This is a genomic window from Mesorhizobium sp. WSM4837, assembly GCF_055811435.1.
On record NZ_JBVVQE010000034.1, the window covers coordinates 1 to 26,754 of the forward strand.

Consider the following 26,754-nt stretch of genomic DNA (forward strand, 5'->3'; position numbering starts at 1 on the left):
GCACCGGCGCTGGGCGCCTTGTTCGCCAAGGCGCCGCCGCATCACGAGAACGACAACCGCGACGGCTGGTACATGGCGGTGGTCAAGCAGGCGGTTCGCTTTCCCATCACCGTCATTCTGCTCACCGTCGTGCTTTTGTTCGGTGTTGGCTTTGCCTATTCGAAATACGGCGCCGGCGTCGAGTTCTTCCCGAATGTCGAGCCCGACTACGGCCTGCTTTATGTGCACGCCCGCGGCAATCTTTCGCTCGCCGAAATGGATGCCGCCACGACGACCGCGGAAAACCGGCTTCTCGGCTGGCCAGGGGTGAAATCGGTCTATACCCGAGTCGGCAAGACGCAAGGCGGCGGCCAGGACATTCCTGAAGACGTGGTCGGCGTCATCCAGTACGAGTTCGTCGACTGGCGCGAGCGCAAATCGGCGAACGCCATCCTGGACGAACTGCGCGGCGTCATGGCCGGCATTCCCGGTGTCGACGTCGAGGTTCGCGTGCCCGAGGCCGGCCCGCCCACCGGCAAGCCGATCCAGATCAGGCTTTCGGCCGTCGACCCGCAAGGCCTCGACGACAAGGCGCGCGCCGTCGCCGCGCGAATTGCCAAGGTCCCCGGTGTCATCGATATTTCCGACGGCCTGCCGCCGCCGGGCGTCGACTGGGCGCTCGACGTCGACCGCGCCAAGGCGGCACAATACGGCATCAGCCCGACCTCGGTCGGAACGGTGGTGCAACTGGTGACGAACGGGCTGAAGCTCAGCGAATACCGGCCGGCCGGTGCTGACGACGCCGTCGACATCAGGCTGCGCCTGCCCGAGGACCGGCGCACGCTGTCGACGCTCGACGACCTCAGGGTGCAGACGTCGCAAGGGTCGGTGCCGATCTCGAATTTCGTCGCGCGCAAGCCCGAGCCGACCGTCGGCATCCTCAACCGCATCGACGGCGCGCGCACCGTGGTCGTCCAGGCCAATGTCGCCGCCGGCGAGCAGGTCGCTTCCGTCCAGCAGCAGGTCACCCAGGCGGTCGCCGAGATGGATCTCGGCAGCGGCATACGCTGGAAGCTTGCCGGCTCGAACGAGGACAGCGCCGAGGCCAGCGCTTTCCTCAGCAAAGCCTTCGGCGCCGCGATCTTCCTGATCTTCCTGGTGCTGCTGATGCAGTTCAACAAGTTCACCAGCGTTTGGCTGGTGCTGTCCTGCGTGGTCATGGCGACGGTCGGCGTGTTCCTGGGATTGCTGTTGACCGGAGAGGCGTTCGGCATCGTCATGTCGGGCATCGGCGTCATCGCGCTGGCCGGCGTGGTGGTGAACAACAACATCGTGCTGATCGACACCTATGACCGGCTGCGCGAAGAAGGCTGGGACAAGATGGACGCGGTTTTGCAGACCTGCCGCGAACGTGCCCGCCCGGTCGTGCTGACGGCGGTGTCGGCGATCCTCGGCGTGCTGCCGATCGCCTTCGGCCTCGGTCTTGAAATCTTCCATCACGAGACGACGATCAACGCGCCGTCGACGCAATGGTGGATTTCTCTGTCGTCGGCAATCGTCTTTGGCCTGTCCTTCGCCACCTTGCTGACGCTGGTGGTGACGCCGTCGATGCTGATGGTGTTCACGCGCAGCAAGAACAGCCGCTTCTATGCATTCTTCCGTCGGCTGTTCCGGCGCGGAACGCCAGCCGATGCGACTATGGAGGCCTCCGCCAGGCCCGGCTTGCTCAACGAGCCGGCGATCGACTTCCCGAGGGCCGCCGAATAGGTCGCTCGCTTCACATTTCAGCCCCAGGGTAGAAAAGGCCGCCGGGAACAACCCAGCGGCCTTTTGCATTGTCCTGTCATGGAATGCCTCAAAGCGGGGAGTTTCTCATGACGCTCAGCACCATTCTCGTCATCATTCTGATCCTCATCCTGATCGGCGCGATACCGGCATGGCCTCATTCGCGTTCCTGGGGTTATGGCCCCTCCGGCATCGTCGGGGTCATCCTGGTCGTGCTGCTGATTTTGCTGCTGATGGGCAGGATTTAACCCCGGAGATTGGTGCGCGCGGAACCTGCAGCGCTGCGCGTCCTCCAGGACTCGCAGCGCTGTAGCGTTTGATTTGCTCGCCATGCATCGCAACGTGTGCACCAGCGTGCGCATTCGCCGTGCTGCGGATTTCCTCTACGAGGCGTTGAAGCGCTATTCGGCCGGGGCCGCGTCAGGCGCGAATTCGGCGCGGTGAGCGAGCCCGGCCATCAAGAATACGACGACCAGCAGTCCCGACAAAGCGACAAAGATCGGACCGAAGCTTGAATGCTCGGCGATGAAGCCGATTGCCGACGGCGCCACCAGAATGCCGGAATAGCCCATTGTGGTGACGACGCTCATGCCGGTGCCGGACGACATGCCTTCCTGGTTGCCGCCGGCCGAAAACAGGATCGGCACCATATTGGCGATGCCGAAGCCGCAAAAGGCAAACGCTGAGATGGCGAGCCAGGGCGAGGGCGCCAGTCCGGCCACCAGCATGCCGGCGGCGGCGACAAGCGCCGATACGCGCAGCGTCGTCACGGCGCCGAAACGGTTGCGGACCCCGTCGCCGAGGAAGCGCATGACGGCCATGACGCCGGAAAAGGCGGCGTAGGCCAAACCAGCTACAGCGAGGTCGGTGCCGAGTTCCTGTTGCAGGTAAAGCGCTGCCCAGTCGAGCACCGCACCCTCGGAGATCATTGTCATCAGCGCCATCAGCCCGACCAGATAGACCAGCGGATTCCCAGGCAGCGCAAATTTGCGATGCCCGGTGACCCCCGAGGATGCTTGGGGCGGCTTGCCCTCGTCGATCAGGTAGCGGACTGCCATTGCAATCACGGCGAAAGCGAGAGCCGTCACCACCGTCGCATGGGCGAGATGACCGTAATTTTGGATGGCGAGGCCACCGAGAGCGCCGCCGGCGAAACCGCCAAGACTCCAGAAGCCGTGCGAGGACGACATGATGGCCCGGGACAAGCGCCGTTCCACCGTCACCGCATTGGCGTTCATGGCGACATCCATGCCGCCGATCGACCCGCCGAAGATGAACATGGCGATGGCCGCCAGCGGCACGTTGGGAGCCAGCGCCACAACCAGCAGGCCGAAGCTGCCGATGAGGCCGAACCAGCGCAGCACGCTACGCGACCCATGCCTGGAGATCAGGTGGCCGCACCAGGTCATCGCTGTGACCGCGCCGGCGCCGAACAGCAGGATCAGCAGGCCAAGCGTGAACTTGCTGATATCCAGCCGGGTCAGCACCACAGGGATCTGCGGCGCCCAGGCGCCGGTCAGAAAGCCATTGGCCAGGAAGATGGCAGCCACCGCCCATCGTCCACGAATGGCAGCCTGCATGCGGTTTAGCGTGTCCATCGTGTAGAATCCGATGCGAAAAATAGTTTCGCGCCGCAAATTAGATCGATTCAATCCTCAGTCAAGCGCTCGTTCTTGAAAAGTGCTTGGGCCAAACGGCTCGCTTGCACCCAGGTTGATGAAGCCGATCTGGTCGGGCTTTGTTCGACCACGATCTTATCCAAAAACCGGTTTCCACTTTCGGGATCGTGGTCTCAGTGATCCCTGGGGCGTCTTGCCTCGAACTCGGCTTTCTTGGCATTGGAGGCGTCGGTCTGGTTGAGCGCCTGCCATTCGGCATAGGGCATGCCGTAGATGATCTCGCGCGACTGGTCCTTGCTAAGATCGACACCCTCGGCCTCCGCGGCGTCGCGATACCAGTTGGAGAGGCAATTGCGGCAGAAGCCGGCGAGGTTCATCAGGTCGATGTTCTGTACGTCCGTGCGTTCGCGCAGATGCGCGACCAGTCGGCGGAAGGCGGCGGCTTCGAAATCGCGTTTCTGCTCGTCGCTGAGTTCGGTCATGTGTTCTGGGCCTCCTTGGGCCTCCTTAGAGCGGCCCGGTGCGCGAGCCGAATCGTTTGACCCGATGTATATCGGGACGGCGATTGATCGCGTCAACGATCGGCGCCAGCCGTTCGGCCCAGGCGACCGCATCCTGCCGATCGGCGATCAGGTCCTGACGGATTTCGATCAGCGCATGGGCAAAGCCGTTGACGATGGCATGCCTGAACATGGTGTCGCCGCGCAACGCGCCGTCGTAGGGTTCGTTGTCGCCGACGACAAGGCTTTTGTCCTCGGCGATCATGTCGATCAGCGGTCGCGCCACCCGGTCGTCGCGATCCCACAAGATACCAACATGCCAAGGGCGCACGAACCCCTGCATGAACGGGGTGAAGGAATGCACCGAAAGGATAAAGGGGGCGCTTGCGCAAGCCTGCGCCACCGAGGCGATCACGGCGCCGACGGCATCGTGGTAGGGTCGATAGAAGCGGTCGAGCCGCCTTTCACGTTCTTTCAGAGCAAGCGGATAATTTCCCGAAATGACGCTGCCGTCATAGAGTTGGCGGATCAGCGTCGGATCGTCTTCGCCGCGATTGGGATCGATCAGAAGCCGCGAAAAATTGGCGAGTACTGCCGGCACGCCGAGCAAAGCGGCCAGTTCTCGCGTCACCGTCTCGACACCGATGTCGTAGGCGATATGGCGCTCGAATTCCGCCGCCGGCAGGCCGAGGCTACCATACTCTTCCGGCAGGTCGCGACGGGCGTGGTCGGCCAGGAGCACGATGCCTCGCTTGCGGCCGCCCTCGACGATGTCGAAAGGCGCGAAAACTGTGGATCGGGTCATCGGCGGGAAATGGTCTGTTCGCTGGCTTCCAGGGAGGATGGTATCCTCATTCCACGAAGGGGACGATTACGCAATGCCGTCGTTTGGCCACGGTTTCTGCGGAAATCTGGCAGAAGGCGACCGACCGTGCGCCGAAGCCTTTCTAAATCGATTGGAATTGGGCGGAAGGGCGCGTTGACATGCGCCCGGACTTTTCCGAAAAGGGGCGTTGAGAGATGCAAATGTGGTTCTTGAGAGGTTTCAGGATGGGTTCCGCCGGCAGGCCGCGTGTGCGCTATGCCTTCGCCATGCCGTTCCTGACCTTCGCTGTGGGCCTCGCCGCGATGGTTGCTGCCTCGCCGGCACGCGCCGATTTCCGTGTCTGCAACGCCACGCAGAACCTGGTCGGTGTCGGCATCGGCTATCGCGCCAAGGCCGGCTGGATCACCGAAGGCTGGTGGCACATCGAGGGATCGAGCTGCAAGACGCTGATCGAAGGGCCGCTGTCATCAAGATTTTACTATCTTTATGCAGAAGACGCCGAGCGCGGCGGGCGCTGGGATGGTCCGATCAACATGTGCGTGGCCGAAAAAGAGTTCAAGATCGCCGGCGTTAGCGATTGCGTCGCCCGGGGCTTCCAGCGCGCCGGATTCCAGGAATATGACACGGGCGAGCAGGCAAGCTGGATGGTCCAGCTGACCGATGACCCCGCAACGGGGGGCGTTCCAGCCGCCCCGGGAACAAACAGTCAATGAGACGCAGCCGCAAGGTCAAGATACTCGCCACCATCGGTCCGGCCTCCTCCTCCGAGGACATGCTGAAGAAGCTTTTCGAAGCCGGCGCCGACGTGTTTCGCATCAATATGAGCCACACCGATCATGAATTGATGCGCACACTTGTCGGTCGCATCCGCACCGTCGAGAAAGCGGTCGGCCGGCCGATCGGCATTCTCGCCGACCTGCAGGGACCCAAGCTTCGGGTCGGCAAGTTTGCCAACGGCAAGGAGACGCTGACACTCGGCCAGACCTTCACGCTCGACGACAATCCCGAGCCCGGCAACTCGACCAGGGTCTATCTGCCCCATCCGGAAATCCTGAGATCGGTCGAGGCCGGTCACCGTCTTTTGATCGACGACGGCAAGCTCGAGCTGAAGGCGGTGGAGAGCGACGGACAGGCGATCGCCTGCACCGTCGTCGCCGGCACCAGCATCTCCGACAAGAAGGGCGTCAGCCTGCCCGACACCGACCTGCCGGTCGGCGCGCTGACCGAAAAGGACCGCAGCGATCTCGATGCTGTGCTGGCCACCGGCGTCGACTGGGTGGCGCTGTCGTTCGTGCAGCGGCCGGAGGATCTGGCGGAAGCGCGCAAGATCGCGCGCGGCCGGGCGCTGATCATGGCCAAGATCGAAAAGCCGCAAGCCGTCGCCAGGCTGGCCGAGATCATCGAACTTTCGGATGCACTGATGGTTGCCCGCGGCGATCTCGGCGTCGAAATGCCGCTCGAAGCCGTGCCCGGCATCCAGAAGCAGATCACCCGCGCCGCGCGCCGCGCCGGCAAGCCGGTGGTGATCGCCACGCAGATGCTGGAATCGATGATCACCGCGCCGGTGCCGACCCGCGCCGAGGTGTCGGACGTCTCGATCGCCGTGTTCGAAGGCGCCGACGCCATCATGCTCTCGGCCGAATCCGCGGCCGGCGCCTACCCGGTCGAGGCGGTGGCGATGATGAACCGCATAGCCAGCAAGGTCGAAACCGACCCGACCTATGCCGGCATCATCAATGCGCAGCGCTCGGAGCCGGAAGCGACCGGCGCCGACGCCATTTCGCTTGCCGCCCGCGAAATCGCCGAGACGCTGAAACTGTCGGCGATCATCAGCTATACGGCGTCCGGCACGACCGGCCTGCGCGCCGCGCGCGAGCGGCCGCAGGTGCCGATCGTCGCCCTGTCGCCGATCGTCAACACGGCGCGGCGGCTGTCGCTTTTGTGGGGCACGCATTGCGTCGTCTCGCCCGACGCCATCGACCTCGACGACATGGTCGACCGCGCCTGCCGCATCGCTTTGGACGAGGGGTTCGGCAAGCCCGGCGACCGGGTCATCATCACCGCCGGCGTGCCGTTGAGGACGCCCGGCTCCACCAACATGCTGCGCATCGCCTATGTCGGATCGGACGTGCAGGCCCGCCGCTAGGCTTAGCCGTCGCTTCGAATGATTTCGGTTGCTCTAAATTGGCGCGAGTTCGGCTTCCGGCGCTGTGATGTCGGCGCATTTGCCGGCGCCGTAGGTGTCGCCGGCAATCCTGATTTCCACGGCCTTCGCCATTGCCTGGAGGTCCACGTCCTTGCCGGCGACCTTTTCGATCGCGCCGACAACGAGATCGGGTGCTATCCAGTCCGGCTTGTGGCCGAGATTGCGGACCCAGACCAGTTCGGCCCCGGCGATGTCGCGGACGAGGCCGACCGAATGGATCGTTGCATAGACCACCTTGTCGCGGTCGCCCGAGATGACCACAGTCGGCGCCTTGATATCGCGGTAGTGCGGTGCGGCATCGAGCGTGTAGCGATAAAGCCCGGCGACATCGGTGGCCTTGGCACGAAAGGCGTTCGGCCGAAGCACCAGCGGGATCGCGACCTCGGCGACATAGAAGTCCGGCACCTTGTTGGGGGCAAAGACGCAGGCGGTGGCGGCATTCATCTGCAGCGTTCCCGACGGATAGGTCAGCGTTTCGGAAAAAAGCCGGCCGACGATCGGAATGGTCGTCAAATTGTAGTACCAGGCGGTCGCGCCGCCCGGCCAGGGATGGGTGGCAGGCGCCATGAACACCAGGCCGAGCGTCTTGTCGGGATGCTCGCGGCCGAAGGCGGTGGTCACCGAGCCGCCGAAGGAATGGCCGGCGATGATGGCTTTCCTGATGCCGAGATGGTCCATCAGCGCTGCGATGGTGCTGGCCTGCGCCGATGGGGTCTCGTTGTTGCCGGGGCCGCGCGCCGACCAGCCTGCACCCGGGCGGTCGAAGAACAGCATCTCGGCACGGCCTTCCAGCAAGGGCCTCAACGGCAGCATCTGATCCCTGAGATTGGCACTGGCGCCGTGGATAAAGACAATCGGCGGCAGTTCGGCGTTTTCCCGCGCCGGAACGTGAACGTAGTGGATGCGGGCACCGTTTATATCCGCGAAGTCGCCGCTCGGCGGATTGCGGCGCTCGATCAGCCATGAACCGGCGCGGGTGACACCTGCAAGGGTGAACACAAGCGCCAGGAGGAAGGCGAGCGCGGCGTAGATCGGGTTCATGGAGAGAGGTACGGACCGGAGCGAAATTAGTTCACAGTCTAGCTAAAAAGACTTTCACTTAAGTGGAATTGTCCGCCAACTGGGAATTCAGATCCCTTCGCCGGCAAGTTCTTCCGAAAGCGTGCCGACCTGATCCTGGGCGCTGCGCATCATCGGATAGATGCTGAGCACGCGCTGCCAGGCTTCCAGCGCCGACTGCTTGTGGCCGGTTACCGCCATGATCTGCGCCAGGCCGGACAGCGCGCCGAAATGGCGCGGCTCGAGCTGCAGCGTGCGGTCGATGTCCGCCATCGATTTCCCAAAGTTATTCATCATGAAATGCACGGTGGCGCGCCGGTTCCAGCCTTCGGCATAGGCCGGTTGCAACGTCACCACCTGGTCGAGGAAGTCGAGCGCCACGTCGAACTTCTTGTCTTCGGCCGCCTTTTGCGACCATTGCATCATCAGGTCGATCGAGGCGCTGCCGGATTGCGACCACTCGTGCGAGATGCGCGCCGCGATGCGCTCGGCGGCTTTTTCATTGAGCTCGCGCTTCAGGTCGACAAACAGCTGGTCGAGCCTTTCCTCCCTGGTCGTGGCAACCGGAGGGGTGACCGGGTCTTCCGCTTGAGCCGGAAGCGGGGCGACACCGAAAAGAAAAAGCGCCGCGAAGAATGCAAAATGAATCCGCATGACCGGAATCTAACCCCGGACAGCGGATCGTCAAACTGAATTTAGCGTGAAAGGGCCGGCAGGCCGGTATTAGAGCGCCACGCGTCCTTTTGGACGCGTAAAGGCCGTTCCAGCATTTTGAATTCCTGGCATCGTGCTTTCCGAAAATCGATTCCGATTTTTGGATCGATGCGGTACATCATGCAGGCGCGGAGGCAGGCGCCCCCAACGCGAAAAGGCTCAGCCCTGGCGCGCCTTGTAGCGCGGAGCGGTCTTGTTGATGATGTACACGCGGCCCTTGCGGCGAACCAGCTGGTTGTCGCGGTGACGCGCCTTGAGCGCCTTGAGCGAATTCTTGATCTTCATGGTCTTGCCCGTCGGTCTGGGCCCACTTGGGCCGAATTATTAAGGCGCGCTCGGAAAGCGCGCCTCTCAACTTGTGCGTGGCTCATAAACGAGGAGCCTTGCCCGTGTCAACCAAGCATGTGGCGGAGTTTGAGTTTCTGCCCTGTCGACGGCATTAATGCATGTCGCGTAAAAGTGTGCAGCGGTTTTGCGATAACGACATGCATAAAACAACAATCTAAAGCGCGTCGCGTGAGGCCGGTCAAATGCGACGCGCTTTAGAGCGGCGCCGTCCAATAGCCTCAACGGTGGCGGCTCATTCGCGTAAAATGGCCCATCTTGCGGCCGGGACGTGCCTCGGCCTTGCCATAGAGATGCAGCATCAGATCGGGCTCCACGAGCAGGGCCGGGACGCGCAGGATATCGTCGCCGATCAGGTTTTCCATGACGCAGTCAAAATGGCGGCCGGGGTTTCCCAACGGCAGGCCGGCGACGGCGCGAATGTGCTGCTCGAACTGCGAGACGAGGCAGGCGGCTTCCGTCCAGTGGCCGGAATTGTGAACACGCGGCGCGATCTCATTGGCCAGCAGCGCGCCGTCGGCAAGGACAAAGAACTCGATGCCGATGACGCCGACATAGTCGAGCGCGGCGAGTATTTCTGCTGCCGCCGCCTGCGCTGCAGCGGCGGTTTCGGACCCTATCCTGGCCGGCAGGGTCGAGCTGTGCAGGATGCCGCTGCGGTGGATGTTTTCTGCCGGATCGTAGGCGGCGAGCGAACCGTCCATGCCGCGCGCCGCGATCACCGAAATCTCGCGTTCGAAGGCGACGAAGGATTCGAGGACCAGCGGCACGTTGCCCATTGCCTCGCAGGTGCCGGCAAAGCCCCCTGTTTCCATATTGCGGAACACGCGCTGGCCCTTGCCGTCATAGCCCATGCGTCGCGTCTTCAATATACCGCTGCCGTCGAACTTTTTCAGCGCCGCCGTCAATTCGTCGTCATTGTCGACGGGGCAGAAATCAGCGGTGGGAATGCCGATGCCGTTGAGGAATTTCTTCTCCGCCACCCGGTCCTGCGCTACTTCCAGCGCGCGCGCCGGCGGGTAGACGGGCACCGTGACGGCAAGCGCGCTGGCGGCCATGACTGGAACGTTCTCGAACTCGTAGGTGACGACGGCGCTGACTGCAGCCAGTTCGGCGAGCGCGGCCGTGTCGTCATAAGCGGCAGTGATCTGGCGGTTGGCGACCTGTGCCGCCGGACAATCCGGCTGCGGCTCCAGCACGACCGTGCGGTAGCCGAGGCGCGCCGCGGCCATCGCCAGCATGCGGCCGAGCTGGCCGCCACCGATGATGCCGATGGTCGATCCGGCGGCCAGGCTCATGGCGTGTCCGTGGGCTCGGCGGCGACCTTGGCGGTCTGGGCGGCGCGCCAAGCATCGAGCCGGGCGGCGAGCTTTTCGTCGGTCAGCGCCAGCACGGCCGCAGCCAGAAGGGCGGCATTGGTGGCGCCCGCCTTGCCGATGGCCAGCGTGCCGACCGGAATGCCGGCCGGCATCTGCACGATGGAGAGCAGCGAGTCCTGTCCGGAAAGCGCCTTCGATTCCACCGGCACGCCAAAAACCGGGAGCGGCGTCATCGCCGCCGTCATGCCGGGCAGGTGTGCCGCGCCGCCGGCGCCGGCGATGATCACCCGAAAGCCGGCCGCCTTGGCTCCCTTGGCGAAGTCATAGAGCCGGTCGGGGGTGCGATGAGCCGAGACGATCAGCCGCTTGTGCGGGATGCCCAGCGCCTCCAGCGTTTCGGCGGAGTGGCGCATCGTCGCCCAGTCGGACTGGCTGCCCATGATGATGGCGACGTCGGCGCGGTGATCGTCCAAGCTTGTGCTCCCGGCGGCAAAGGCGCGCCTTAGCGGAATTCGGGTTCGACGGCAAGGATGCGCTGCCTCTGCGCAAGCGTTCTGGCGCGAGGCGCCATCATTACCTAATCCGGCCAGCGCAAGGCGCCGGCGCTATCCTTGCGGGCTGCCTTCATCGCATCCGCCGGACGCTCGGCCGCGCTCAACACGGCCCGCAGGCGTTCGGCGACGATTTCCGCCTCGCCGGGATGAAGATTGCATGGATCGAGGAAGAAATGCCCGCGCTCGACTTCGTGGTTGCGCACTATAATGGGAGGCGAACCGGCCGCCAGCGCCGACGCAAGGCCGGCGGCGGTGAACCTGCTCTCAGCCGTAACAAACACCTGCAGGCGGTCGAGCGGATTGCCGGTCGGATCGGGAATGACATGCGCGGCGATGCCGGTCAGGTCCTGCAATGCGTCCTTCCACAGATCGAGCGCCGCTTCTTCCCGCTTGCGGATGCCGGCATGATCGCGCCGCTCCCAGGCCTCCAGTGCGGCCATTGTGCCGGCGATGCTTTCCTTGCCGACCTTCATCGCCCGCGCAACGCCACGGACCTGCAGATAGGCGGCGCGCACCAGATCCTTGCGCCCGGTGACGATGCCGCTTGTCGGTCCCGAGAGGAATTTGTGTCCGCTATAGACGACGATGTCGGCGCCGCGCGCGAGAAAGCCGCGCAAATCGTATTCGGAGGCGGCGTCGACGATCACCGGGACGCCTTTGGCGTGGCAGATCTCGCAGAACTCCTCGAGCGAGAGCATGCCGTATTGCACCGTGTGATGGGCAACGACATAGAGGCCTGCTGCGGTGCGGTCGCGGATCGCTTCGCGCACATGATAATCCTGCGTCACGCTGACCGTACCGGCCGGTACGGTGCTTGCCCCGGCGAGCCGGATCGACTGGTCGATCGGCGCGCCGTAATTGACGATATGGCCGAGTTGGACGATGACCTCCGACTTGAGGCCCTCGGTGTCGTCCGGCAGCCGCTCGATCGCCAGAAGGTTGGTGCCGGTCATCGTGCCGGCAATGGCCATGGTGATGCCGCTGGCGCAGCACGCCGTGATTAAGCCGGCCTCGCCGCCGGTGAGGCGCGCGACAACCGTGCTTGCGGTGCGCTGCAGATCGTCCATCTCCACCCATTGCGAGGCGATTTCCGACATAGCGGCGATCGCTTCAGGGACGATGATCGAGGCGCCGAGTGCCGTCATCGTGCCGGAGACATTGATGATCGGGCGAAGGCCGAGCCGTTCGCGGATTGTCGTGTTGGAGCCGTTCGCGGAATAGGTTTTCATCTCTAAAGGTCCCATTGGTAGATTTCAGGCGGCGATCTCGACGACCGCCTCGATTTCCACGGTGATGTTGCCCGGCAGGGAGCCGACACCGATCGCCGAACGGGCGTGCCCGCCGATACTATCAAAGACAGCGGCGAAAAGATCGGAACAGCCATTCACCACCTTCGGATGGTCGCTGAAGGTCGGGATCGCGTTGACGAAGCCAAGCAGCTTGACGACGCGCACGATGCGGCTGAGGTCGCCTGCCGCAGCGTGCATGACGGCGAGCAGGTTCAGACCGGTGAGACGGGCATGCTTATAGGCCTCTTCAACCGTGACATCCTCGCCGACCTTGCCGGTGCAAAGCGTGCCGTCGGCGCGCAATGGGCCTTGGCCGGAGAGGAAGATCAGCCGTCCGCTTTCGGCGTGCGTGACGAAGTTGGCGATCGGCGTCGGCGGCTCGGGCAGCGTCAGGCCCAATTCGGCGAGCCGGATGTAAGGCGTCATGAAAAGGCTCCTTGCGACAGCTTTCGCCGTCCGATGTCAGAAATGCGAGGCACGAAACCGCGCCAGGAAACTGCGGAGACGCTCATTGTCGATCTCCGCGCCCAGAATCTCGGCGGGCGGGCCCGCGGCGCTGACGCCGCCATCTGCCATGAAGATGATGCGGCTCGAGGCATCGCGGGCAAAGGCCATCTCGTGCGTGACCATCACCATCGTCATGCCGTCCTCGGCCAGGCTGCGCACGACCTCGAGCACCTCGCCGACGAGTTCCGGGTCGAGCGCGGAGGTTATCTCGTCGAGAAGCAGGATTTTCGGCTCCATCGCCACCGCGCGGGCAATGCCGACTCGCTGCTGCTGGCCGCCGGAAAGCTCGGCCGGCAGGCTGTCGGCCTTGTGGGCAAGGCCGACCCGGCCGAGCCAGTGCTCGGCAATGGCGCGGGCCTCGGTACTGCTCTTGCCGCGCACCTTGCGCAGGCCAAGCATGATGTTGCCGGCCGCCGTCAGATGCGGAAACAGATTGAAGCTTTGGAACACCATCCCGGTTTCGGCCCGCATCTTCGCCAGGTCGCGCTCGCTGCGGCGCTGGCGTGTTCCCGTGTCGCGAAAGCCGACCTCCTTGCCGTCGATGCGGATGGAGCCGCTGTCGTAGCTCTCTAGGAAGTTGACGCAGCGCAGCAGCGTGGTCTTGCCGCTGCCGGAAGGCCCGATGACAGTCACCACCTCGCCGCGCGTCACCTGCAGGCTGACGGAGCGCAGGACCGCGACGGATCCAAAGGACTTGGAAACCTCGGAGACATCGAGAAGCGCCGGATTGGCGGGCGTGGCGATGGGCATCTTGCTATTCCCGGATGAAGGAGAAACGCCGCTCCAACCGTCGGCTGGCCAGGGAGAGCGCGTAATTGACGGCGAAGTAGATGACCGCGCCGAGGATGTAGAGCGGCATCGCTTCGTAGGTGCGGCCGATGACCTGGTTGATGGCGTGCATCAGGTCGGTGATGCCGAGCAGCGAGACCAGCGCGCTGCCCTTCACCGCATCGGTGACGCCATTGATCCATGGCGGCAGGAAACGCCTGAACGCCTGCGGGAAGATGACATAGGCCAGTCGCTGGCGAAAGGTCAGCCCGATCGCCATCGCCGCTTCGGACTGCCCCTTCGGTATGGAACCGACCGCGCCGCGCAGATACTCGATGACCTGCGCCGTCTTGAACAGGGTGAGCGCCAGCACGGCTGCCCAGAAGGATTCCAGATGGAGGCCGACGGCAGGCAGGCCGTAATAGACGAAGAAGATGAGCACCAGGATCGGAATGCCGCGAATGGTGTCGCTGAAAATGCGCACTGCCCAGCGCAGCGGAGCCGGGCCATAGACAAGACCGACGCCCATCATCACGCCGGCGACGAGCGACAACACCACGACCAGCAGCGACACCCATAGCGTCACGGCAAAACCCTGGGCCAGGAAGGGCAAGGCATAGGCGATCTGGCCAAGCATCCTAGTGCGCCGCCCTGAACCGGCGCTCGACAAGCCGAAGTGCAAAAAGAAGCGCGTAGCCGGTCAAGAGATACATCGCCGTCACCACAAGGTAGACCTCGACGATGCGGAAGGTGTTGAAGTTGATCCACTGGGCGCCGTAGGTGAGTTCGGGCACCGAAATGACCGACGCAACGGACGTGTCCTTGAACAGCGACAGGAACGTGTTGGAAAGCGCGGGCAGCGTTATGCGCAGCATCGTCGGCAGGCGCACATGGACCAGCCTTTGCCATGGGGTCAGGCCGATCGCCTTGCCGGCGTCGACCTGTCCGCGCGGAACCGCTTCGAGCCCCGAGCGGAACACCTCGACCAGATAAGCGCCGCTATAGAGCGACAGCGTGGCGATGAACGAGGTCTGCGCGCTGTAGGCGATGTCGACCACCGTCGGCAGGCCGTAGAAGACGAGATAGACGAGCAGGATCAGCGGCACGTTGCGGATGAACTCGACATAGGCGGCGATGACGGTCCGCACCGCACGCCCGGCCGACACGTACCAGACCGCCAGAAGCAGTCCGATGAGGATGCCGATCGCGATGGAGATCACGGCCAGCTCGAGGCTGAGCAGCAGCCCGCCCCAAAGCTTGTCGAAATGCCGCCAGATCAGGTTGAAGTTCAGGGTATAGCCCATGTGTCCCTGTCATTATCGAGGGCTGTCGACGATAAGCCGCGGAAGGGCGCAAGCCCTTCCGCTTGCTTGCATCAGATGACCGGGAAGCCGGGATGGCGCGCCGGCGGCTCCTGTCCAAAATAGTCCTTGAATGCAGCGTCGTAGAGCGCCGTCTCATGGCCGAACATGGCCGTGGTGAAGGTCGTGTTGACGAAGGTCAGCCAGTCGAGGTCGCCTTGCCGAAGTGCGGCGCCGTAAAGCATCGAGAACCAGCTCTTGCCGGCATCGAAGTATTTGTCCGGATTACGCGAGGCGAGCCAGCGAACCGTCGACAGATCGACGGCGGCGGCGTCGACGCGTTTCGATTCCAGTGCCTGCAGCACGTTGGCCTGCGTGTCTATCTGCATCACCTGCGACTCCGGCAGGACGATGTGCACATTTGCCTCGGCATCGACATTCTGCAGGATGGAAACCCGCGTCGCCGAACCGCCGGCAAGCAGCTTGTCGAAGGTCTTGTTTTCGGCGTTCGGAAGGGTCAGCAAGGCGATTCCTTCGACGTAATAGGGCCGGGAGAAGTGGATCAACTGCGAGCGCTGGGCGGTCATGGTCATGAACTGGATCGAAATGTCGACCTTGTTGGTGGTCACGTTCGGAATGCGCTGGGCCGGATCCTGCATGACGAACTCGACCTTGGCCGTATCGTCGAAAAGTCCCTTGGCAAGAATGCGCCCCATGGTGATGTCCATGCCGACCAGTTCGCCGGCATCGTTTTCAAAGTGCCAAGGCGCGTTGGTGCTGCCGGTGCCGACGATCACCTTGCCGCGATCGAGAACGGTGCGCAGCAGGCTGTCCGGTGCCGCCTGCGCCGCCGCCTTCTGAACATCGACTGTTGTCGCTGCGCCCACCACTCCGGCCGTTGCAAGCCCGGCCAGTTTCAGAAAATCACGTCTTTTGGATGTGTCGTTCACGGCGACCTCCTTTTCGTGTTGTGTTCCCCTTTGCCGATACATGCATCGGTAATCTGCTGGATTGTCTCTTACAAAAGACACATGTATCCTGTACGAGACAGATACTAACACCAGGAATCAGCAATGCAAGATGGCAATGGCTTGGCAGTTCGGCCGGACGCTGGTCCGGACGAAGACAGGATTGCGGGCTCCCGCGAGAAGGGTCTCAACCGCGTGCTCCATATCCTGGAGTTTCTTCATGCGAACCAGCGAGCGATCGGGATTGGCGATCTCGCCAAGGGAGTGAATGCGCCGCGCTCGACGATCTACACGCTTGTGCGCTCGCTCGTGGATGCGGGCCTGCTGGAAATGGCCGGCGACGGCAATCGCGTCTATTTCGGGAAGAAGCTTTATCTCTACGGAATGGACTATGTGCGCGGCAACGACCTGCTCAGGAGAGGGCGTCAGGAAGTCGACGATCTTTCGCGCGAGACAGGCGAGACCTCCGAATTGTGCATGCTGCAAAGCGGCCGCTACACGATTGTCCATTCAAGCCCGGGCACCAGGCCGTTCCGGATCAGTTCGGCCACGGGTCTGCAGATACCGCTTCCCTGGACCGCTTCCGGGCGGTTGCTTCTCGCCGGTTTCGAACGGGCTGTGATCGAAGACATGGTGTCCGAAGACGATCTCGTCCTGCCGGATGGCCGCAGATTGCTGCTGTACGACTTCATAGAAGATATCGCTACGGCCGGGGCTGCCGGCTACTGTGTGACTTCCGGTCTTGTCGACGCCTATACAAAGTGCCTTGCCGCGCCGGTCTTTTCAGCTGCCGGCAAGGTCGAGGCGACGATATGCCTGGTGGTTCCCATCGACACTTCCGAGGAAAAGACCGGCGATCTCATCGCCCTGCTGCGCGAACGCGCCGCGAGGCTTTCGATCACGGGATGAGCAGGATTTGTCGCGACCGTAAGTGGGATTCGCTCACGCGATGATGTCGGGGATGATCCGGTCTTCCAGCGCCATCAGCCGGTCTTTCAGGAAGAGCTTTTTCTTCTTCATGCGCTGGATCTGCAGAGGGTCGCAGCCCATGGCGATCATCGCGTTGATCGCCGCGTCGAAATCGGCGTGTTCCTGCTTCAGCCGAGAATATTCGAGGCGGATATCGGCCTGTTCCTGTTCGGACATTATTTACCGTCTGCACGTCTGCGGCGCCCAAAAATGGGCCTGATTGGGCGAGGCCGGAGGTATCTTGCACCGGCGCGCAGCCAATACCACATTTCGTATTGTCGTGGAATGCTACCACGCAGCATTCGACATCGGTGCCCGATAGTGGCACACTGTCATTATGCCGTCACAGAAGCGAAATTGCGGTGGGACGCGCCTTGACGGCTGCAATCGAGGAAACCATGAAAGGGAGAACCAATCATGTCTCTTGCATCCCATCTTGATGAGCTGCAGCGGAAACACGGCGACATCGAACGCGAAATCGATGATGCGATGAACCATCCATCGGTCGACGACCTCGAAATCGTGAATCTCAAGCGGCGCAAGCTGGCGCTCAAGGACGAGATTGAGAAATTGAAGGCGAAGCCGAAACCCACCACGCACTGACGCTCATCTACGGCGCTGCGCGTCCTTTGGACGCGCAAAGGGCGCTGTCGTGCTTCTGATTTCGGCGCATGGTCCTTTCCGAAAATCCTTTCGGTTTCGGGGTCATGCAGGGAACAATGCGCGCTTTGCCCGACCATCTTCTCCCGTGGCAACCAATGCCGCCGGAGCGTTTCCCTGTTTGTCCGGCGGTTCGATTTGACAGGTTTGCCTGCCTATCGCCATTGACAAGCCATCTTTGCTCCTCCACCTCATGCCGGGACCTTCTATAGCGCCGCGCCTCCTTTCGGACGCGCAATGGACGCTGTATTTTTGATTTTTGCGCAGATTGTTTCCGGAAACCGATTCCGGAATCGGCGCTAACAAAGGGCAGCCGGCCATGACCGGATATTTTTCTTCACCCTTCTCGCGCCGCACGTCTGTCGGTGTCGACGTCGGCGGCGTGATGGTCGGCGGGGGCGCCCCTGTCGTCGTTCAGTCGATGACCAACACCGACACCGCCGATGTCGACCAGACAGTCGCTCAAGTTGCCGCGCTGCATCGCGCCGGCTCCGAGATCGTGCGCATCACCGTCGACCGCGACGAGAGTGCCGCCGCCGTGCCCGCCATCCGCGAGCGGCTCGAACGGCTCGGCATAAATGTGCCGCTGGTCGGCGATTTTCATTATATCGGCCACAAGCTGCTCGCCGACCACCCGGCTTGCGCCGAGGCGCTGGCCAAATACCGCATCAATCCCGGCAATGTCGGCTTCAAGGACAAGAAGGACCGGCAGTTCGCGGCGATCGTCGAGATGGCGATCCGGTACGACAAGCCGGTGCGAATCGGCGTCAACTGGGGGTCGCTCGACCAAGAGCTTTTGACCAGGCTGATGGACGACAACCAGCGCCAGGGCTTTCCGCTGACCGCGCAGGAGGTAACGCGCGAGGCGATCGTGCAGTCGGCGATTCTGTCGGCCGAAATGGCCGAGGAGATCGGCCTTGGCCGTGAGAAGATCATCCTGTCGGCCAAGGTCAGCGGCGTGCAGGATCTGATCGCGGTCTACACCGAGCTTGCCACCCGCTCCAACCACGCGCTGCATCTCGGCCTCACAGAGGCCGGCATGGGTTCGAAAGGCATCGTCGCCTCATCCGCGGCGATGGGCATTCTTCTCCAGCAAGGCATTGGCGACACGATCCGCATCTCGCTGACGCCGGAGCCGAACGGCGACCGCACCCGCGAGGTGCAAGTGTCGCAGGAACTCCTGCAGACCATGGGGTTTCGGCAGTTCGTACCGATCGTCGCCGCCTGCCCCGGTTGCGGCCGCACCACCTCTACCGTGTTCCAGGAACTCGCGCAGGATATCCAGGCGGATCTGCGCAAGAACATGCCGGTGTGGCGTGAAAAATACCCCGGCGTCGAAAACCTCAAAGTCGCGGTGATGGGCTGCATCGTCAACGGTCCGGGTGAATCCAAGCATGCCGATATCGGCATTTCGCTGCCCGGCACCGGCGAGACGCCGACGGCGCCGGTATTCGTCGACGGCAGGAAGGCGGCGACGCTGCGCGGCCCTTCGATCGCCGCCGACTTCGAGAAAATGGTCGCCGACTATATCGAGCAGCGGTTTGGGCAACCTGGCAAGGCTGCGGCGGAGTAGGTCGATGCGGCGCTTCCCTTGGGCGACGCCGATTTTGCTTGGTGTTTTACTTGGTGGGCTGGGCTGGGCGACAGCCGTCCACGCCGATCCGCCGCGCCCTGCCAAGCAGCGGCTGCTCGACCGGGTTTGCAACCTGATCGAGGCGCATGCCGATCAAAACGGCCTGCCCAAGGATTTCTTTGCCCGGCTGATCTGGAAGGAAAGCCGCTTCGACCCCAATGCGGTCAGTCCGGTCGGCGCCGAAGGCATTGCCCAGTTCATGCCGGGCACCGCCAAGATACGCGGCCTCGCCAATTCCTTCGATATCGAGCAGGCCATTCCGGCCTCGGCAAAATATCTCGCCGAGATGAAAACCGGCTTTGGCAATCTGGGCCTGGCCGCCGCCGCCTACAATGCCGGCGAAAGCCGGGTGTCGCGCTGGCTGAGTTCCGGCGGCTTCCTGCCGATGGAGACCGAAAATTACGTCCTGGACATCATGGGCGAGCCGGCCGACAGGTTCACCGACACCGCCTATGCCGGCAGCATCCAGCCGCTCGACAAGAAAGCGAGCTTCGCGGTCGCCTGCCGAAAACTGCCGGTCATCAAGTCCCAAACCGTGGCCATGGCGTCGATCAACATCAAGCCGTGGGGCGTGCAGGTGGCCGGCAATTTCCGCCGCGCCGCGGCGCTCAATCAATGGACTGGTGTGAAGCGCCGGTTTCCGGCCTTGCTTAAGGGCCATGATCCGGTGGTCAGCCGGGTGCGCTCGCCGATCGGCAGGCGCGGGATCTATGCTGTCCGCATCGGCGCCGACTCCAAAGCCAAGGCCGACAACATCTGCCGGAAACTGCAAAGCGTCGGCGGTGCATGCATTGTGGTGCGGAATCGGTGATGGGTGCCGACTGATTTTCCCGACAAACCATCGAAGCTGCGCTTTTATTCCACGAATTCTGCTGGTCCACGGCTTCAGCTATAGGCTTACCATGACCGACCGTCTCTACATCGATCCGGCCTCGTCCAGTTCTATGATATGGGAGAACCAAGGCGGCGTGGACTTCGAACGATTTCCGCCACAATCCCGCTACCGGTGTCGTCACTTACTCCACCCGTTACGAAATGCCCGGCAGCGGACGCGTGCTCAGCGCCGAATCGAAAACCGCCGTGCCGACAAAGAAAGCCTTGCGCCGATGCTGGACCAGACCGGGCTGGTCGTCGAAGAATGGCTCGGCAACTGGCGTGGCGAGCCATACGCTCCAACATCGCCAGAAATCATTCCGATCGGCCGGCTGCGCCAGCCCGGACGTTGCTTCGCCTTGAGCGTTTTCCCATTCCTTGACGTGACCGATTGAGCGTACGGATAAGCCAAAGACACCACCGCCCAATTGCGGCGCTGCGCTGACGACGTGCCCACCGATGCACGTCGTGAGCATCTCGCAGGTTTACGTGTTCTGCACCCATGGCACCTCCTCTCCAGCATTTTGCATGCTGAAGAGGAAAACATATTATGGTTCGCATCTGCCGATAATCGGTGATAGTTTCCGTTCATCTGTGACGAATTGGAATAGATATCATCGACCGGCAAGAGACGATGGGTGTGTTCCTGGCAGTTGTCGAGGAAGGCGACTTCTCGGCAGCGGCACGCCGGCTGCGGATGACACCTTCGGCCGTCAGCAAAATCATCGGTCGGCTTGAGTCCCGCCTTGGCGTGCGCTTGCTGCAGCGCTCGACGCGGCGCATCAGCTTGACGGCGGAAGGCAGCACCTATGCCGAGAGCGCTCGCCGCATCCTGAACGACATCAAAGAGGCTGAAATCGCGGTTCAACCCGGAGCAGAACCGCGCGGCCGGCTGCGCGTCAGTCTTCCGAGCGCCTTCGGCCATCGCTTGATCGTGCCGATGTTGCCGGCCTTCATCGATCGCTACCCGGCCGTCGAGCTCGAGCTGATGTTCACAGATGCGATTGTCGACCTGTTGGCTGAGGCGACGGACGTCGCCGTGCGCGTTGCCGCACACAGCGATTCCAGGCTGGTGGTGCGGCGGCTGGCGCCCAATCGCCGTGTCATTTGCGCATCACCTCGATATCTCGAAAGACATGGCATGCCGACAACGCCAGACGACCTTCAAGGTCATATCTGTCTTGGCGTCACAGCGCGCGGCGGTCTCAATATCTGGGAGTTCGATGGCCCGGACGGTCTGCAAAGCATGCGTATCCGCAGCCCGATAGAGGCCAACAGCACCGAAGCGCTACGCCGGCTGGCGCTCGCCGGTATAGGCATCATCCGCATGTCCGAGATCTTGGTCGGGCCGGATATCGAGGCAGGCAGACTGACCGCGCTGCTCACCGGATACAATCATCCTGACGGAGCGCCAATCTGCGCTGTCTATCCGCCTGGCCGAATTCTGTCGCCGCGCGTGCGCGTGTTCGTGGATTTCCTGGCCGAACAGTTCGCCAACCCTCCTTGGCTGCACGGCGCGCCATAGGGCGGGAGTACAGCTTGGAACAGCGTCAGCTGTTGCGGGCCGCCACGAATTCCGCTGCTTGCTTCAGAAGCACGGCGTCTTCGCCATAGGGACAAAGCAAGGCGTGGGCCTGGTCGACGAGGCCTTGAAGCTGGTCCCGCGCCCAGTTGGCGCCGTGCAGCGCCACCAGCGTCGCCTTGCCGGCGGCTGCGTCCTTGCCGGTCGCCTTGCCCATCTGGCGCGCATCCGCCGTCAGATCGAGCAGGTCGTCGGCAAGCTGAAAGGCAAGCCCGATCGCCGAGCCGAATTCCGCCAGTCTTTCACGGTCGGCCGCCGGCGCGCCGGCAACAATTGCGCCCGCTTCGCAGGCGAAGCGGATCAACGCGCCGGTCTTCATCGCCTGAAGCCGGATGATGCCGGCTTCCTCCGGCCGGTTACGCTCGGCTTCGAGATCGAGCATCTGGCCGCCGACCATGCCTCCGGCTCCGGCGGCGCGGGCCAGCGCCAGCACCAGCGCCGCCCGCCGTTCGGCCGGCAGCATTGTCGCTTCGTCGGCAATGATGTCGAAGGCGAGCGCTAGCAAGGCGTCGCCGGCGAGGATGGCGGTCGCCTCGTCGAAGGCCTTGTGAACGGTCGGCTGGCCTCGGCGCAGATCGTCGTCGTCCATGGCCGGCAGATCGTCATGGATCAGCGAATAGCAATGCACGCATTCGAGCGCCGCCGCCACGCGCAGCGCCGCCTCGCCGTCGGCGGAAAACAGCGCGGCGCTTTCCATGACCAGGAAAGGGCGCAGGCGCTTGCCGCCATTCAGCACGCCGTGGCGCATCGCCTCCATCAGACGCTGCGGCCGCGCGATCTCGCCTGAAAGCGGGCGGTCGTCGAGCAACCGCCTGAGCAGCGCCTCGATCGGCCCTGTGCGTGCGAGAAGCGCTGCCTCGAACGGTATTTGATCGTCTTTCGCCATGCCGGGGACGGGTAGCCGACACTCAGACGTTGCGCAAGAAGCCAAGCGCCATTATGCCGGGGGCAGGGAGCAGCATGGATTGAGCGGCTTGTCGGAACCGATCGTCGATCACGAAACCCAAGGGCTGGACATGGTGAGGCCGAAACGCGGCAATCGCATCGGTCTCAAACGCTGGCCTCGGCACTGGGTCCGGCGCGGTATCACCATCGCCGTGGTGCTGGCGCTGATGCCGCTGGTGTTGACCTTTCTGTACCTGCCGCCGTTCGTGCATCCGGTATCGACACTGATGCTGAAGGATCTGGCGACGTTTTCCGGCTATGACCGGCGCTGGGTCTCGATCGACGATGTGGCGCCGGCGTTGGCGCATTCGGTCATCATGTCGGAGGACGGGCAGTTCTGTTTCCATCGCGGCATCGACCTTGGCGAGTTGAGGGGCGTCGTCGACGACGCGCTGGCCGGCGAGATGACGCGCGGCGCCTCGACCATCACCATGCAGAGCGTCAAGAACCTCTATCTGTGGTCGCGGCCGCTGGGCTCGGTCCGGAAAGTCGTCGAGCTGCCGCTGGCTGTCTATGTCGACATGGTGATGTCGAAACGGCGCATCATGGAAATCTATCTCAATATCGCCGAATGGGGGCCGGGCATCTATGGCATCGAGGCCGCCGCCCAGCATCATTTCGGGGTTTCGGCAAAACGATTGTCGCGTCGCCAGGCGGCGCTGCTTGCCGTCACCCTGCCGAACCCGATCGCCCGCAACCCGGCGAAGCCCGGGCCGGGGCTGAGACGGCTGGCCTCGCTGATCGAGCGGCGCGCCGGTCGGTCCGGCGCCTATGTCGGCTGTCTGCGATAGCTTAAAAAAATTCGCGACGGCGCTGGCCAAAACGGCGCAGGGCGTGTATAGGCACCCGACTTTCTCAGATTCCGGCCCTGACGCGGCCCTTTCACGAGGGCAGCCGGGGCATTTTGACCATGTAGTGGAGCATATCCATGGCCGTACCGAAACGAAAAACCTCCCCGTCGAAGCGCGGCATGCGCCGCTCGGCCGATGCGCTGAAGGCCCCGACCTATGTCGAGGACAAGAATTCCGGCGAGATGCGCCGCCCGCACCATATCGACCTGAAGACCGGCATGTATCGCGGTCGCCAGGTTCTGGAGCCGAAGGAAAGCTGAGAACGCTTTCGACGGTTTGGGACTATCGAAGGACCGGCCATCGCGCCGGTCTTTCTGCGTTTTGCGCAGATGATCGCCCCTCGAATTGTTGTCAAATATGCCAGCAGCCGTACCGGATGCAGCCGTACCGGCTGGTACTGTTATTTCGCACGGTCTTTGTCCGTGTTCGCGGTCGCATGCGAAAATTCTTGACGGCGAACGCCGAGCGCATACTAGAGAAGGCTGTCCAACCGGAGCCTTCTGATGTTCGGTGCCATCCCGCTGCTGATCGTACCCTTCGTCCTCTATAATCTTGGGCTTCTGGGAATATTCGGCGGCGGCGACGATCCTTGGGCAATCCAAATGTTCTCGATCCGCATGATGTCGGGCGGAGTGTTCTCGATGACGCTCGGCGATCTGATCGTGCTGATCGGGCTGCTTCTCTTCTTCGTCGAAATCTTGAAATCGACGCGCACGACGAGCGCCTCGATCATGGACCACCTGTTGTCGACCTTCGTCTTCGTGGCGTTCCTGGTCGAGTTCCTGCTGGTGAAGGGCGCGGCGCACTCGGTTTTCTTCATTTTGATGGTCATCGCACTGGTCGATGTCCTGGCCGGCTTCTCAGTATCCATGCGAGCAGCCAGCCGCGACATAACCATGAGCTAATGCATGTCGCGCAAAGCATGCCTCGGGCTTGAGCGAGGGTGCGCAGCGGTTTTGCTGTAACGACATGCATAAAAGGCGGTGAAGCAGCCGCCTCGTTGTCATCACCTGCCGACGGTAGGACAGGCTCGCCCGACACGCCGGACCGCTATTTTTTCTTGGCGCGTGTCGGCTTCTTCACCGGAGCAGCCGGCGCATTGGCGAGGTCTTCCGCTTCCTTGGCAAGGCGGAGCGCCCTCAGCTTGTTGGTCTTTATCTGGCGGGCATCGCTCTCGGCGACATATTCCGCCATCGCCTTCTGACGAACCGTGGCTGCCTCTTCCTGCTTCTTGAAACGCAAATCGGCCCGCGCGCGGGCAGTATCCTTAGAGTTCTCAACCAAGGGCTTTTCCAATCCCGTAAATTATAGCTTTCAACGGCTTTAATAGCAGAGCCGCCCTGCGATGGGGGAAATAAGTTGGTCAGGCGCCGGCATCGCACCCGGCGCCCGCCGCCTTTCGGGCGACAACCGCCTCGTATCCGGCCTGCAACGTCGCACGCACGGTGGCATCCGGCGGCGTGTCGGAAGGCGTGCCCAGATGTTCGTGGCGCAGTTCGTCCATGAACTTTTCCCACATCGGCGGGCCGCCCTTTTCCAGAAGCTCGGCGCGGATCGAGAGCTCCTCGCTGACCGGCAGCCAGACGCGACCCCAGGCGCCGAGATGCGCCAGGATCGGCACCAGCGTTATCGCCATTTCGGTCAGGCTGTAGATCGCCTTCTGCTTGTGGGTGGGATCGTCAGCCCTGGTCAGCATGCCGAGTTCCATCAGTCGCTTCAGCCGATCGGCGAGGATGTTGGAAGCGATGCGTTCCAATGACCCGTTGAGCAAGTCGCGAAAGTGGCGTTTGCCGCCGAAAATCATGTCGCGGAGGATGATCAGGCTCCACCGGTCGCCGAACACTTCAAGCGACAGGTTGATCGGGCACCCAGAACGATGATCGATGCTCATGCGAATCTCCGACAGAAACTGGTTGCATTATCATATCAGTTTTATTATCGTGCAACTGATTGCAAAATGCAATCGGTTTTGCAGAGAGGAGACGGCGACCATGACCAAGGCAGCGGAACCCGAAATCGTGTCGCAGACGTTTGGCGATCCCGCGCATCCGCCGATGCTGCTGATTATGGGCGCGATGGCTTCGATGCTTTGGTGGCCTGAGGCGTTCTGCCGGAAACTGGCCGGCAACGGCCTGTTCGTGATCCGCTATGACAATCGCGATACTGGCCGTTCGACCAAATATGCGCAGGGCGAACCGCCTTACACTTTCGACGACATGGTGGACGACGCCATTCGCGTCCTCGACAATCATGGCATCGCGAAAGCGCATGTCGTCGGCATGTCGATGGGCGGCATGATCGCGCAACTCGTGGCGTTGAAATATCCGTCGCGGATCATCTCGCTAACGGCGATCAGCACTTCGCCAATCGGGATCGACACCTCGCACCTGCCAGGGACGAGCGAAGCCTATATGAAGCATTCGGCCGAAGGCGCCAAGGTCGATTGGTCGGACCGAGCCCAGGTGATCGACTACATCGTCAAGGACGCGCACGCGATCGCCGGCACCGCGCATCCATTCGACGGGAAGCGGACGAGGGCCTTCGTCGAACAGGACTACGACCGGTCCGGCGGTTTTCTAAGCGCGACCAATCATTTCATGCTTGAGAGCGGTGAAGATCGGGGCGGCGAGGATTGCAAGGGTCGCCTGCACGACTTGAAGGTTCCGCTCCTCGTCATCCACGGCACCGCGGATCCGATCTTTCCGGTCGAGCATGGCGCCGCTCTGGCCGAAGCAGTTGCCGGCGCGAGGCTTGTCCGCATTGAAGGCGGCGGCCACGAACTCCATCCCGACGATTGGGCCACGATCGTTGATGCCATCGTCGCCCATAGCCAAGCCAAGTAAGCGCGGAGCTGGACCTTGACACACCATTGGCAATAGTTAAGTAATCGCTTCAGTGTTTAGCTCCGTAAACCGTGCAGCGGCGAACCACCAAGGGAACGAGCAAAGCAGTGTCCTTGACGATGCATCTCCATCCGCTCGCCTCCTTCTGCTGGAAGCCGCTGATCGCACTATGAAAACGGAACGCCGTTCACATCTGCCGGCAATGAACAGTCGCGCTACCACGACCGGCTGCTGCTGCGGCCGTCTGTCGCCCGAGTGATCGAAGAAGCGCAGCCCTATTTGAAACTTTCCCTACAACAACGGTTGAGCCCGATGCTGCACGATACCGCCCAGCTCGACCTGATGTTCCAGGCGCTCGCCGACCCGGCGCGGCGGCACATGGTGGAGCGGCTGTCGTGCGGCCCCGCATCGGTCAGCCAGTTGGCCGAGCCGCTGGCGATGTCGCTGTCGGCGGTCGTCCAGCACCTGAACGTGCTCGAGGCGAGCGGTCTCGTCCGCACCGAAAAGCTCGGCCGGGTGCGCACCTGCCAGCTCGAGCCGAGGGCGCTGAGGACCGCCGAACACTGGATCAACGAACGGCGCCTGGGTTGGGAACAGCGGCTCGACCGGCTCGGCGGCTTTCTTGCGGAAACCAAAGACGAAACCGAAGGAAACTGAGG

The 26,754-nt window shown here is 62.7% G+C and carries 33 protein-coding genes and 1 pseudogene; 16 read left to right on the forward strand and 18 right to left on the reverse strand.

Annotation, left to right across the window (positions count from 1 at the left end; translation table 11 throughout):
* Together AC0L3D_RS20035 and AC0L3D_RS20040 are read left to right on the forward strand one after the other, a co-directional pair.
* Window positions 1-1,746 (forward strand): efflux RND transporter permease subunit (locus AC0L3D_RS20035; protein ID WP_473645591.1); only part of this gene is annotated, 1,746 nt, incomplete at its 5' end.
* A 107-nt stretch (window positions 1,747-1,853) separates the two neighbouring features.
* A complete protein-coding gene (locus AC0L3D_RS20040) occupies window positions 1,854-2,012 on the forward strand; it encodes a DUF3309 family protein (protein WP_023797018.1) in 159 nt (52 codons plus the stop codon).
* Window positions 2,013-2,165: 153 nt separating this feature from the next.
* Here the strand turns inward: AC0L3D_RS20040 and AC0L3D_RS20045 are convergent, their stop codons facing one another.
* From AC0L3D_RS20045 to AC0L3D_RS20055, 3 genes are all read right to left on the reverse strand, one after another.
* On the reverse strand, window positions 2,166-3,362 hold the full coding sequence (locus tag AC0L3D_RS20045) for an MFS transporter (protein ID WP_128176202.1): 1,197 nt from the start codon (window positions 3,360-3,362) through the stop codon (window positions 2,166-2,168).
* A 194-nt stretch (window positions 3,363-3,556) separates the two neighbouring features.
* Window positions 3,557-3,865, reverse strand: a complete 309-nt coding sequence (locus tag AC0L3D_RS20050; RefSeq protein ID WP_023797020.1) for a DUF1244 domain-containing protein — start codon at window positions 3,863-3,865, stop codon at window positions 3,557-3,559.
* 25 nt (window positions 3,866-3,890) lie between these two features.
* A complete protein-coding gene (locus AC0L3D_RS20055; protein WP_473645593.1) occupies window positions 3,891-4,688 on the reverse strand; it encodes an N-formylglutamate amidohydrolase in 798 nt (265 codons plus the stop codon).
* Between the two features lie 245 nt (window positions 4,689-4,933).
* On the opposite strand from AC0L3D_RS20055, the gene AC0L3D_RS20060 reads away from it, so the two are divergent.
* Both AC0L3D_RS20060 and pyk read left to right on the forward strand, forming a co-directional pair.
* Window positions 4,934-5,422, forward strand: coding sequence for a DUF1036 domain-containing protein (locus tag AC0L3D_RS20060; protein ID WP_023797022.1), 489 nt, complete (start codon window positions 4,934-4,936; stop codon window positions 5,420-5,422).
* Window positions 5,419-6,855, forward strand: coding sequence for a pyruvate kinase (gene pyk, locus AC0L3D_RS20065; RefSeq protein ID WP_128176197.1), 1,437 nt, complete (start codon window positions 5,419-5,421; stop codon window positions 6,853-6,855). The genes AC0L3D_RS20060 and pyk overlap by 4 nt, the downstream gene beginning before the upstream one ends.
* A 33-nt stretch (window positions 6,856-6,888) precedes the next feature.
* Here the strand turns inward: pyk and AC0L3D_RS20070 are convergent, their stop codons facing one another.
* The 11 genes from AC0L3D_RS20070 to AC0L3D_RS20120 form a co-directional block, all read right to left on the reverse strand.
* Window positions 6,889-7,956, reverse strand: coding sequence for an alpha/beta fold hydrolase (locus AC0L3D_RS20070; RefSeq protein WP_473645595.1), 1,068 nt, complete (start codon window positions 7,954-7,956; stop codon window positions 6,889-6,891).
* An 87-nt stretch (window positions 7,957-8,043) separates the two neighbouring features.
* Window positions 8,044-8,628 (reverse strand): tetratricopeptide repeat protein, encoded by a 585-nt coding sequence (locus AC0L3D_RS20075; protein WP_023797025.1) that lies wholly within the window; start codon window positions 8,626-8,628, stop codon window positions 8,044-8,046.
* Between the two features lie 219 nt (window positions 8,629-8,847).
* Window positions 8,848-8,973 (reverse strand): type B 50S ribosomal protein L36, encoded by a 126-nt coding sequence (gene ykgO / locus AC0L3D_RS20080; RefSeq protein WP_006327841.1) that lies wholly within the window; start codon window positions 8,971-8,973, stop codon window positions 8,848-8,850.
* A gap of 281 nt (window positions 8,974-9,254) precedes the next feature.
* Window positions 9,255-10,331 carry a 5-(carboxyamino)imidazole ribonucleotide synthase gene (locus AC0L3D_RS20085; protein ID WP_023797026.1) on the reverse strand — a complete coding sequence of 359 codons (1,077 nt, stop codon included), beginning with the start codon at window positions 10,329-10,331 and terminating at the stop codon, window positions 9,255-9,257.
* Entirely contained in the window at window positions 10,328-10,825 is a 498-nt protein-coding gene (purE, locus tag AC0L3D_RS20090; protein WP_023797027.1) for a 5-(carboxyamino)imidazole ribonucleotide mutase, read from the reverse strand. Before purE ends, AC0L3D_RS20085 begins: the two co-directional genes overlap by 4 nt.
* 104 nt (window positions 10,826-10,929) lie before the next feature.
* On the reverse strand, window positions 10,930-12,135 hold the full coding sequence (locus AC0L3D_RS20095) for an aminotransferase class V-fold PLP-dependent enzyme (protein WP_473645597.1): 1,206 nt from the start codon (window positions 12,133-12,135) through the stop codon (window positions 10,930-10,932).
* 24 nt (window positions 12,136-12,159) lie between these two features.
* Window positions 12,160-12,621 (reverse strand): RidA family protein, encoded by a 462-nt coding sequence (locus tag AC0L3D_RS20100; protein WP_023797029.1) that lies wholly within the window; start codon window positions 12,619-12,621, stop codon window positions 12,160-12,162.
* Window positions 12,622-12,657: 36 nt separating this feature from the next.
* Window positions 12,658-13,452: an amino acid ABC transporter ATP-binding protein gene (locus tag AC0L3D_RS20105; RefSeq protein WP_031254069.1), complete on the reverse strand. Its 795-nt coding sequence runs from the start codon at window positions 13,450-13,452 to the stop codon at window positions 12,658-12,660.
* A 4-nt stretch (window positions 13,453-13,456) separates the two neighbouring features.
* Entirely contained in the window at window positions 13,457-14,107 is a 651-nt protein-coding gene (locus AC0L3D_RS20110) for an amino acid ABC transporter permease (protein WP_077380470.1), read from the reverse strand.
* A gap of 1 nt (window position 14,108) precedes the next feature.
* Window positions 14,109-14,774 carry an amino acid ABC transporter permease gene (locus AC0L3D_RS20115; protein WP_473615502.1) on the reverse strand — a complete coding sequence of 222 codons (666 nt, stop codon included), beginning with the start codon at window positions 14,772-14,774 and terminating at the stop codon, window positions 14,109-14,111.
* Window positions 14,775-14,845: 71 nt separating this feature from the next.
* Complete coding sequence (locus AC0L3D_RS20120; protein ID WP_473645598.1) at window positions 14,846-15,721, reverse strand: transporter substrate-binding domain-containing protein; 876 nt, start codon at window positions 15,719-15,721, stop codon at window positions 14,846-14,848.
* A gap of 123 nt (window positions 15,722-15,844) precedes the next feature.
* Between AC0L3D_RS20120 and AC0L3D_RS20125 the strand changes: the two genes are divergently transcribed.
* Complete coding sequence (locus tag AC0L3D_RS20125) at window positions 15,845-16,648, forward strand: IclR family transcriptional regulator (protein WP_023797034.1); 804 nt, start codon at window positions 15,845-15,847, stop codon at window positions 16,646-16,648.
* A gap of 33 nt (window positions 16,649-16,681) precedes the next feature.
* On the opposite strand, the gene AC0L3D_RS20130 is transcribed toward AC0L3D_RS20125, so the two are convergent.
* Window positions 16,682-16,885, reverse strand: coding sequence for a YdcH family protein (locus tag AC0L3D_RS20130; RefSeq protein WP_023797035.1), 204 nt, complete (start codon window positions 16,883-16,885; stop codon window positions 16,682-16,684).
* 240 nt (window positions 16,886-17,125) lie between these two features.
* On the opposite strand from AC0L3D_RS20130, the gene AC0L3D_RS20135 reads away from it, so the two are divergent.
* From AC0L3D_RS20135 to AC0L3D_RS20155, 5 genes are all read left to right on the forward strand, one after another.
* Window positions 17,126-17,311: a YdcH family protein gene (locus AC0L3D_RS20135; protein ID WP_023797036.1), complete on the forward strand. Its 186-nt coding sequence runs from the start codon at window positions 17,126-17,128 to the stop codon at window positions 17,309-17,311.
* Window positions 17,312-17,687: 376 nt separating this feature from the next.
* Window positions 17,688-18,941 (forward strand): flavodoxin-dependent (E)-4-hydroxy-3-methylbut-2-enyl-diphosphate synthase, encoded by a 1,254-nt coding sequence (ispG, locus tag AC0L3D_RS20140; RefSeq protein ID WP_027152966.1) that lies wholly within the window; start codon window positions 17,688-17,690, stop codon window positions 18,939-18,941.
* Between the two features lie 4 nt (window positions 18,942-18,945).
* Window positions 18,946-19,812 carry a lytic transglycosylase domain-containing protein gene (locus AC0L3D_RS20145; RefSeq protein WP_128170589.1) on the forward strand — a complete coding sequence of 289 codons (867 nt, stop codon included), beginning with the start codon at window positions 18,946-18,948 and terminating at the stop codon, window positions 19,810-19,812.
* A 91-nt stretch (window positions 19,813-19,903) separates the two neighbouring features.
* A complete protein-coding gene (locus tag AC0L3D_RS20150) occupies window positions 19,904-20,269 on the forward strand; it encodes a hypothetical protein (protein WP_473645600.1) in 366 nt (121 codons plus the stop codon).
* A gap of 239 nt (window positions 20,270-20,508) precedes the next feature.
* Window positions 20,509-21,399: a LysR family transcriptional regulator gene (locus tag AC0L3D_RS20155; protein WP_473615507.1), complete on the forward strand. Its 891-nt coding sequence runs from the start codon at window positions 20,509-20,511 to the stop codon at window positions 21,397-21,399.
* Between the two features lie 25 nt (window positions 21,400-21,424).
* On the opposite strand, the gene AC0L3D_RS20160 is transcribed toward AC0L3D_RS20155, so the two are convergent.
* Window positions 21,425-22,342 carry a polyprenyl synthetase family protein gene (locus tag AC0L3D_RS20160; RefSeq protein ID WP_128170591.1) on the reverse strand — a complete coding sequence of 306 codons (918 nt, stop codon included), beginning with the start codon at window positions 22,340-22,342 and terminating at the stop codon, window positions 21,425-21,427.
* A 79-nt stretch (window positions 22,343-22,421) separates the two neighbouring features.
* Here AC0L3D_RS20160 and AC0L3D_RS20165 point away from each other — a divergent pair, with 79 nt between their 5' ends.
* The 3 genes from AC0L3D_RS20165 (at window position 22,422) to AC0L3D_RS20175 (ending at window position 24,157) form a co-directional block, all read left to right on the forward strand.
* Window positions 22,422-23,192, forward strand: coding sequence for a biosynthetic peptidoglycan transglycosylase (locus AC0L3D_RS20165; protein ID WP_287174414.1), 771 nt, complete (start codon window positions 22,422-22,424; stop codon window positions 23,190-23,192).
* A 137-nt stretch (window positions 23,193-23,329) separates the two neighbouring features.
* Window positions 23,330-23,512, forward strand: coding sequence for a 50S ribosomal protein L32 (gene rpmF / locus AC0L3D_RS20170; RefSeq protein ID WP_006203806.1), 183 nt, complete (start codon window positions 23,330-23,332; stop codon window positions 23,510-23,512).
* A 243-nt stretch (window positions 23,513-23,755) separates the two neighbouring features.
* Entirely contained in the window at window positions 23,756-24,157 is a 402-nt protein-coding gene (locus AC0L3D_RS20175; protein WP_091593310.1) for a hypothetical protein, read from the forward strand.
* A gap of 145 nt (window positions 24,158-24,302) precedes the next feature.
* On the opposite strand, the gene AC0L3D_RS20180 is transcribed toward AC0L3D_RS20175, so the two are convergent.
* Window positions 24,303-24,536, reverse strand: coding sequence for a hypothetical protein (locus tag AC0L3D_RS20180; protein ID WP_023797044.1), 234 nt, complete (start codon window positions 24,534-24,536; stop codon window positions 24,303-24,305).
* A gap of 79 nt (window positions 24,537-24,615) precedes the next feature.
* A complete protein-coding gene (locus AC0L3D_RS20185) occupies window positions 24,616-25,143 on the reverse strand; it encodes a winged helix-turn-helix transcriptional regulator (RefSeq protein WP_091593309.1) in 528 nt (175 codons plus the stop codon).
* Between the two features lie 100 nt (window positions 25,144-25,243).
* On the opposite strand from AC0L3D_RS20185, the gene AC0L3D_RS20190 reads away from it, so the two are divergent.
* From AC0L3D_RS20190 to AC0L3D_RS20200, 3 genes and pseudogenes are all read left to right on the forward strand, one after another.
* The gene (locus tag AC0L3D_RS20190) at window positions 25,244-26,095 is read left to right on the forward strand and encodes an alpha/beta fold hydrolase (RefSeq protein ID WP_473645602.1); all 852 of its coding nucleotides are present in this window, start codon (window positions 25,244-25,246) and stop codon (window positions 26,093-26,095) included.
* A 107-nt stretch (window positions 26,096-26,202) separates the two neighbouring features.
* Window positions 26,203-26,311 (forward strand): annotated as a pseudogene (locus tag AC0L3D_RS20195) (glutathione S-transferase family protein); the annotation flags it as partial.
* 96 nt (window positions 26,312-26,407) lie between these two features.
* Entirely contained in the window at window positions 26,408-26,752 is a 345-nt protein-coding gene (locus tag AC0L3D_RS20200; protein WP_023797047.1) for an ArsR/SmtB family transcription factor, read from the forward strand.
* Window positions 26,753-26,754 lie beyond the last annotated feature (2 nt).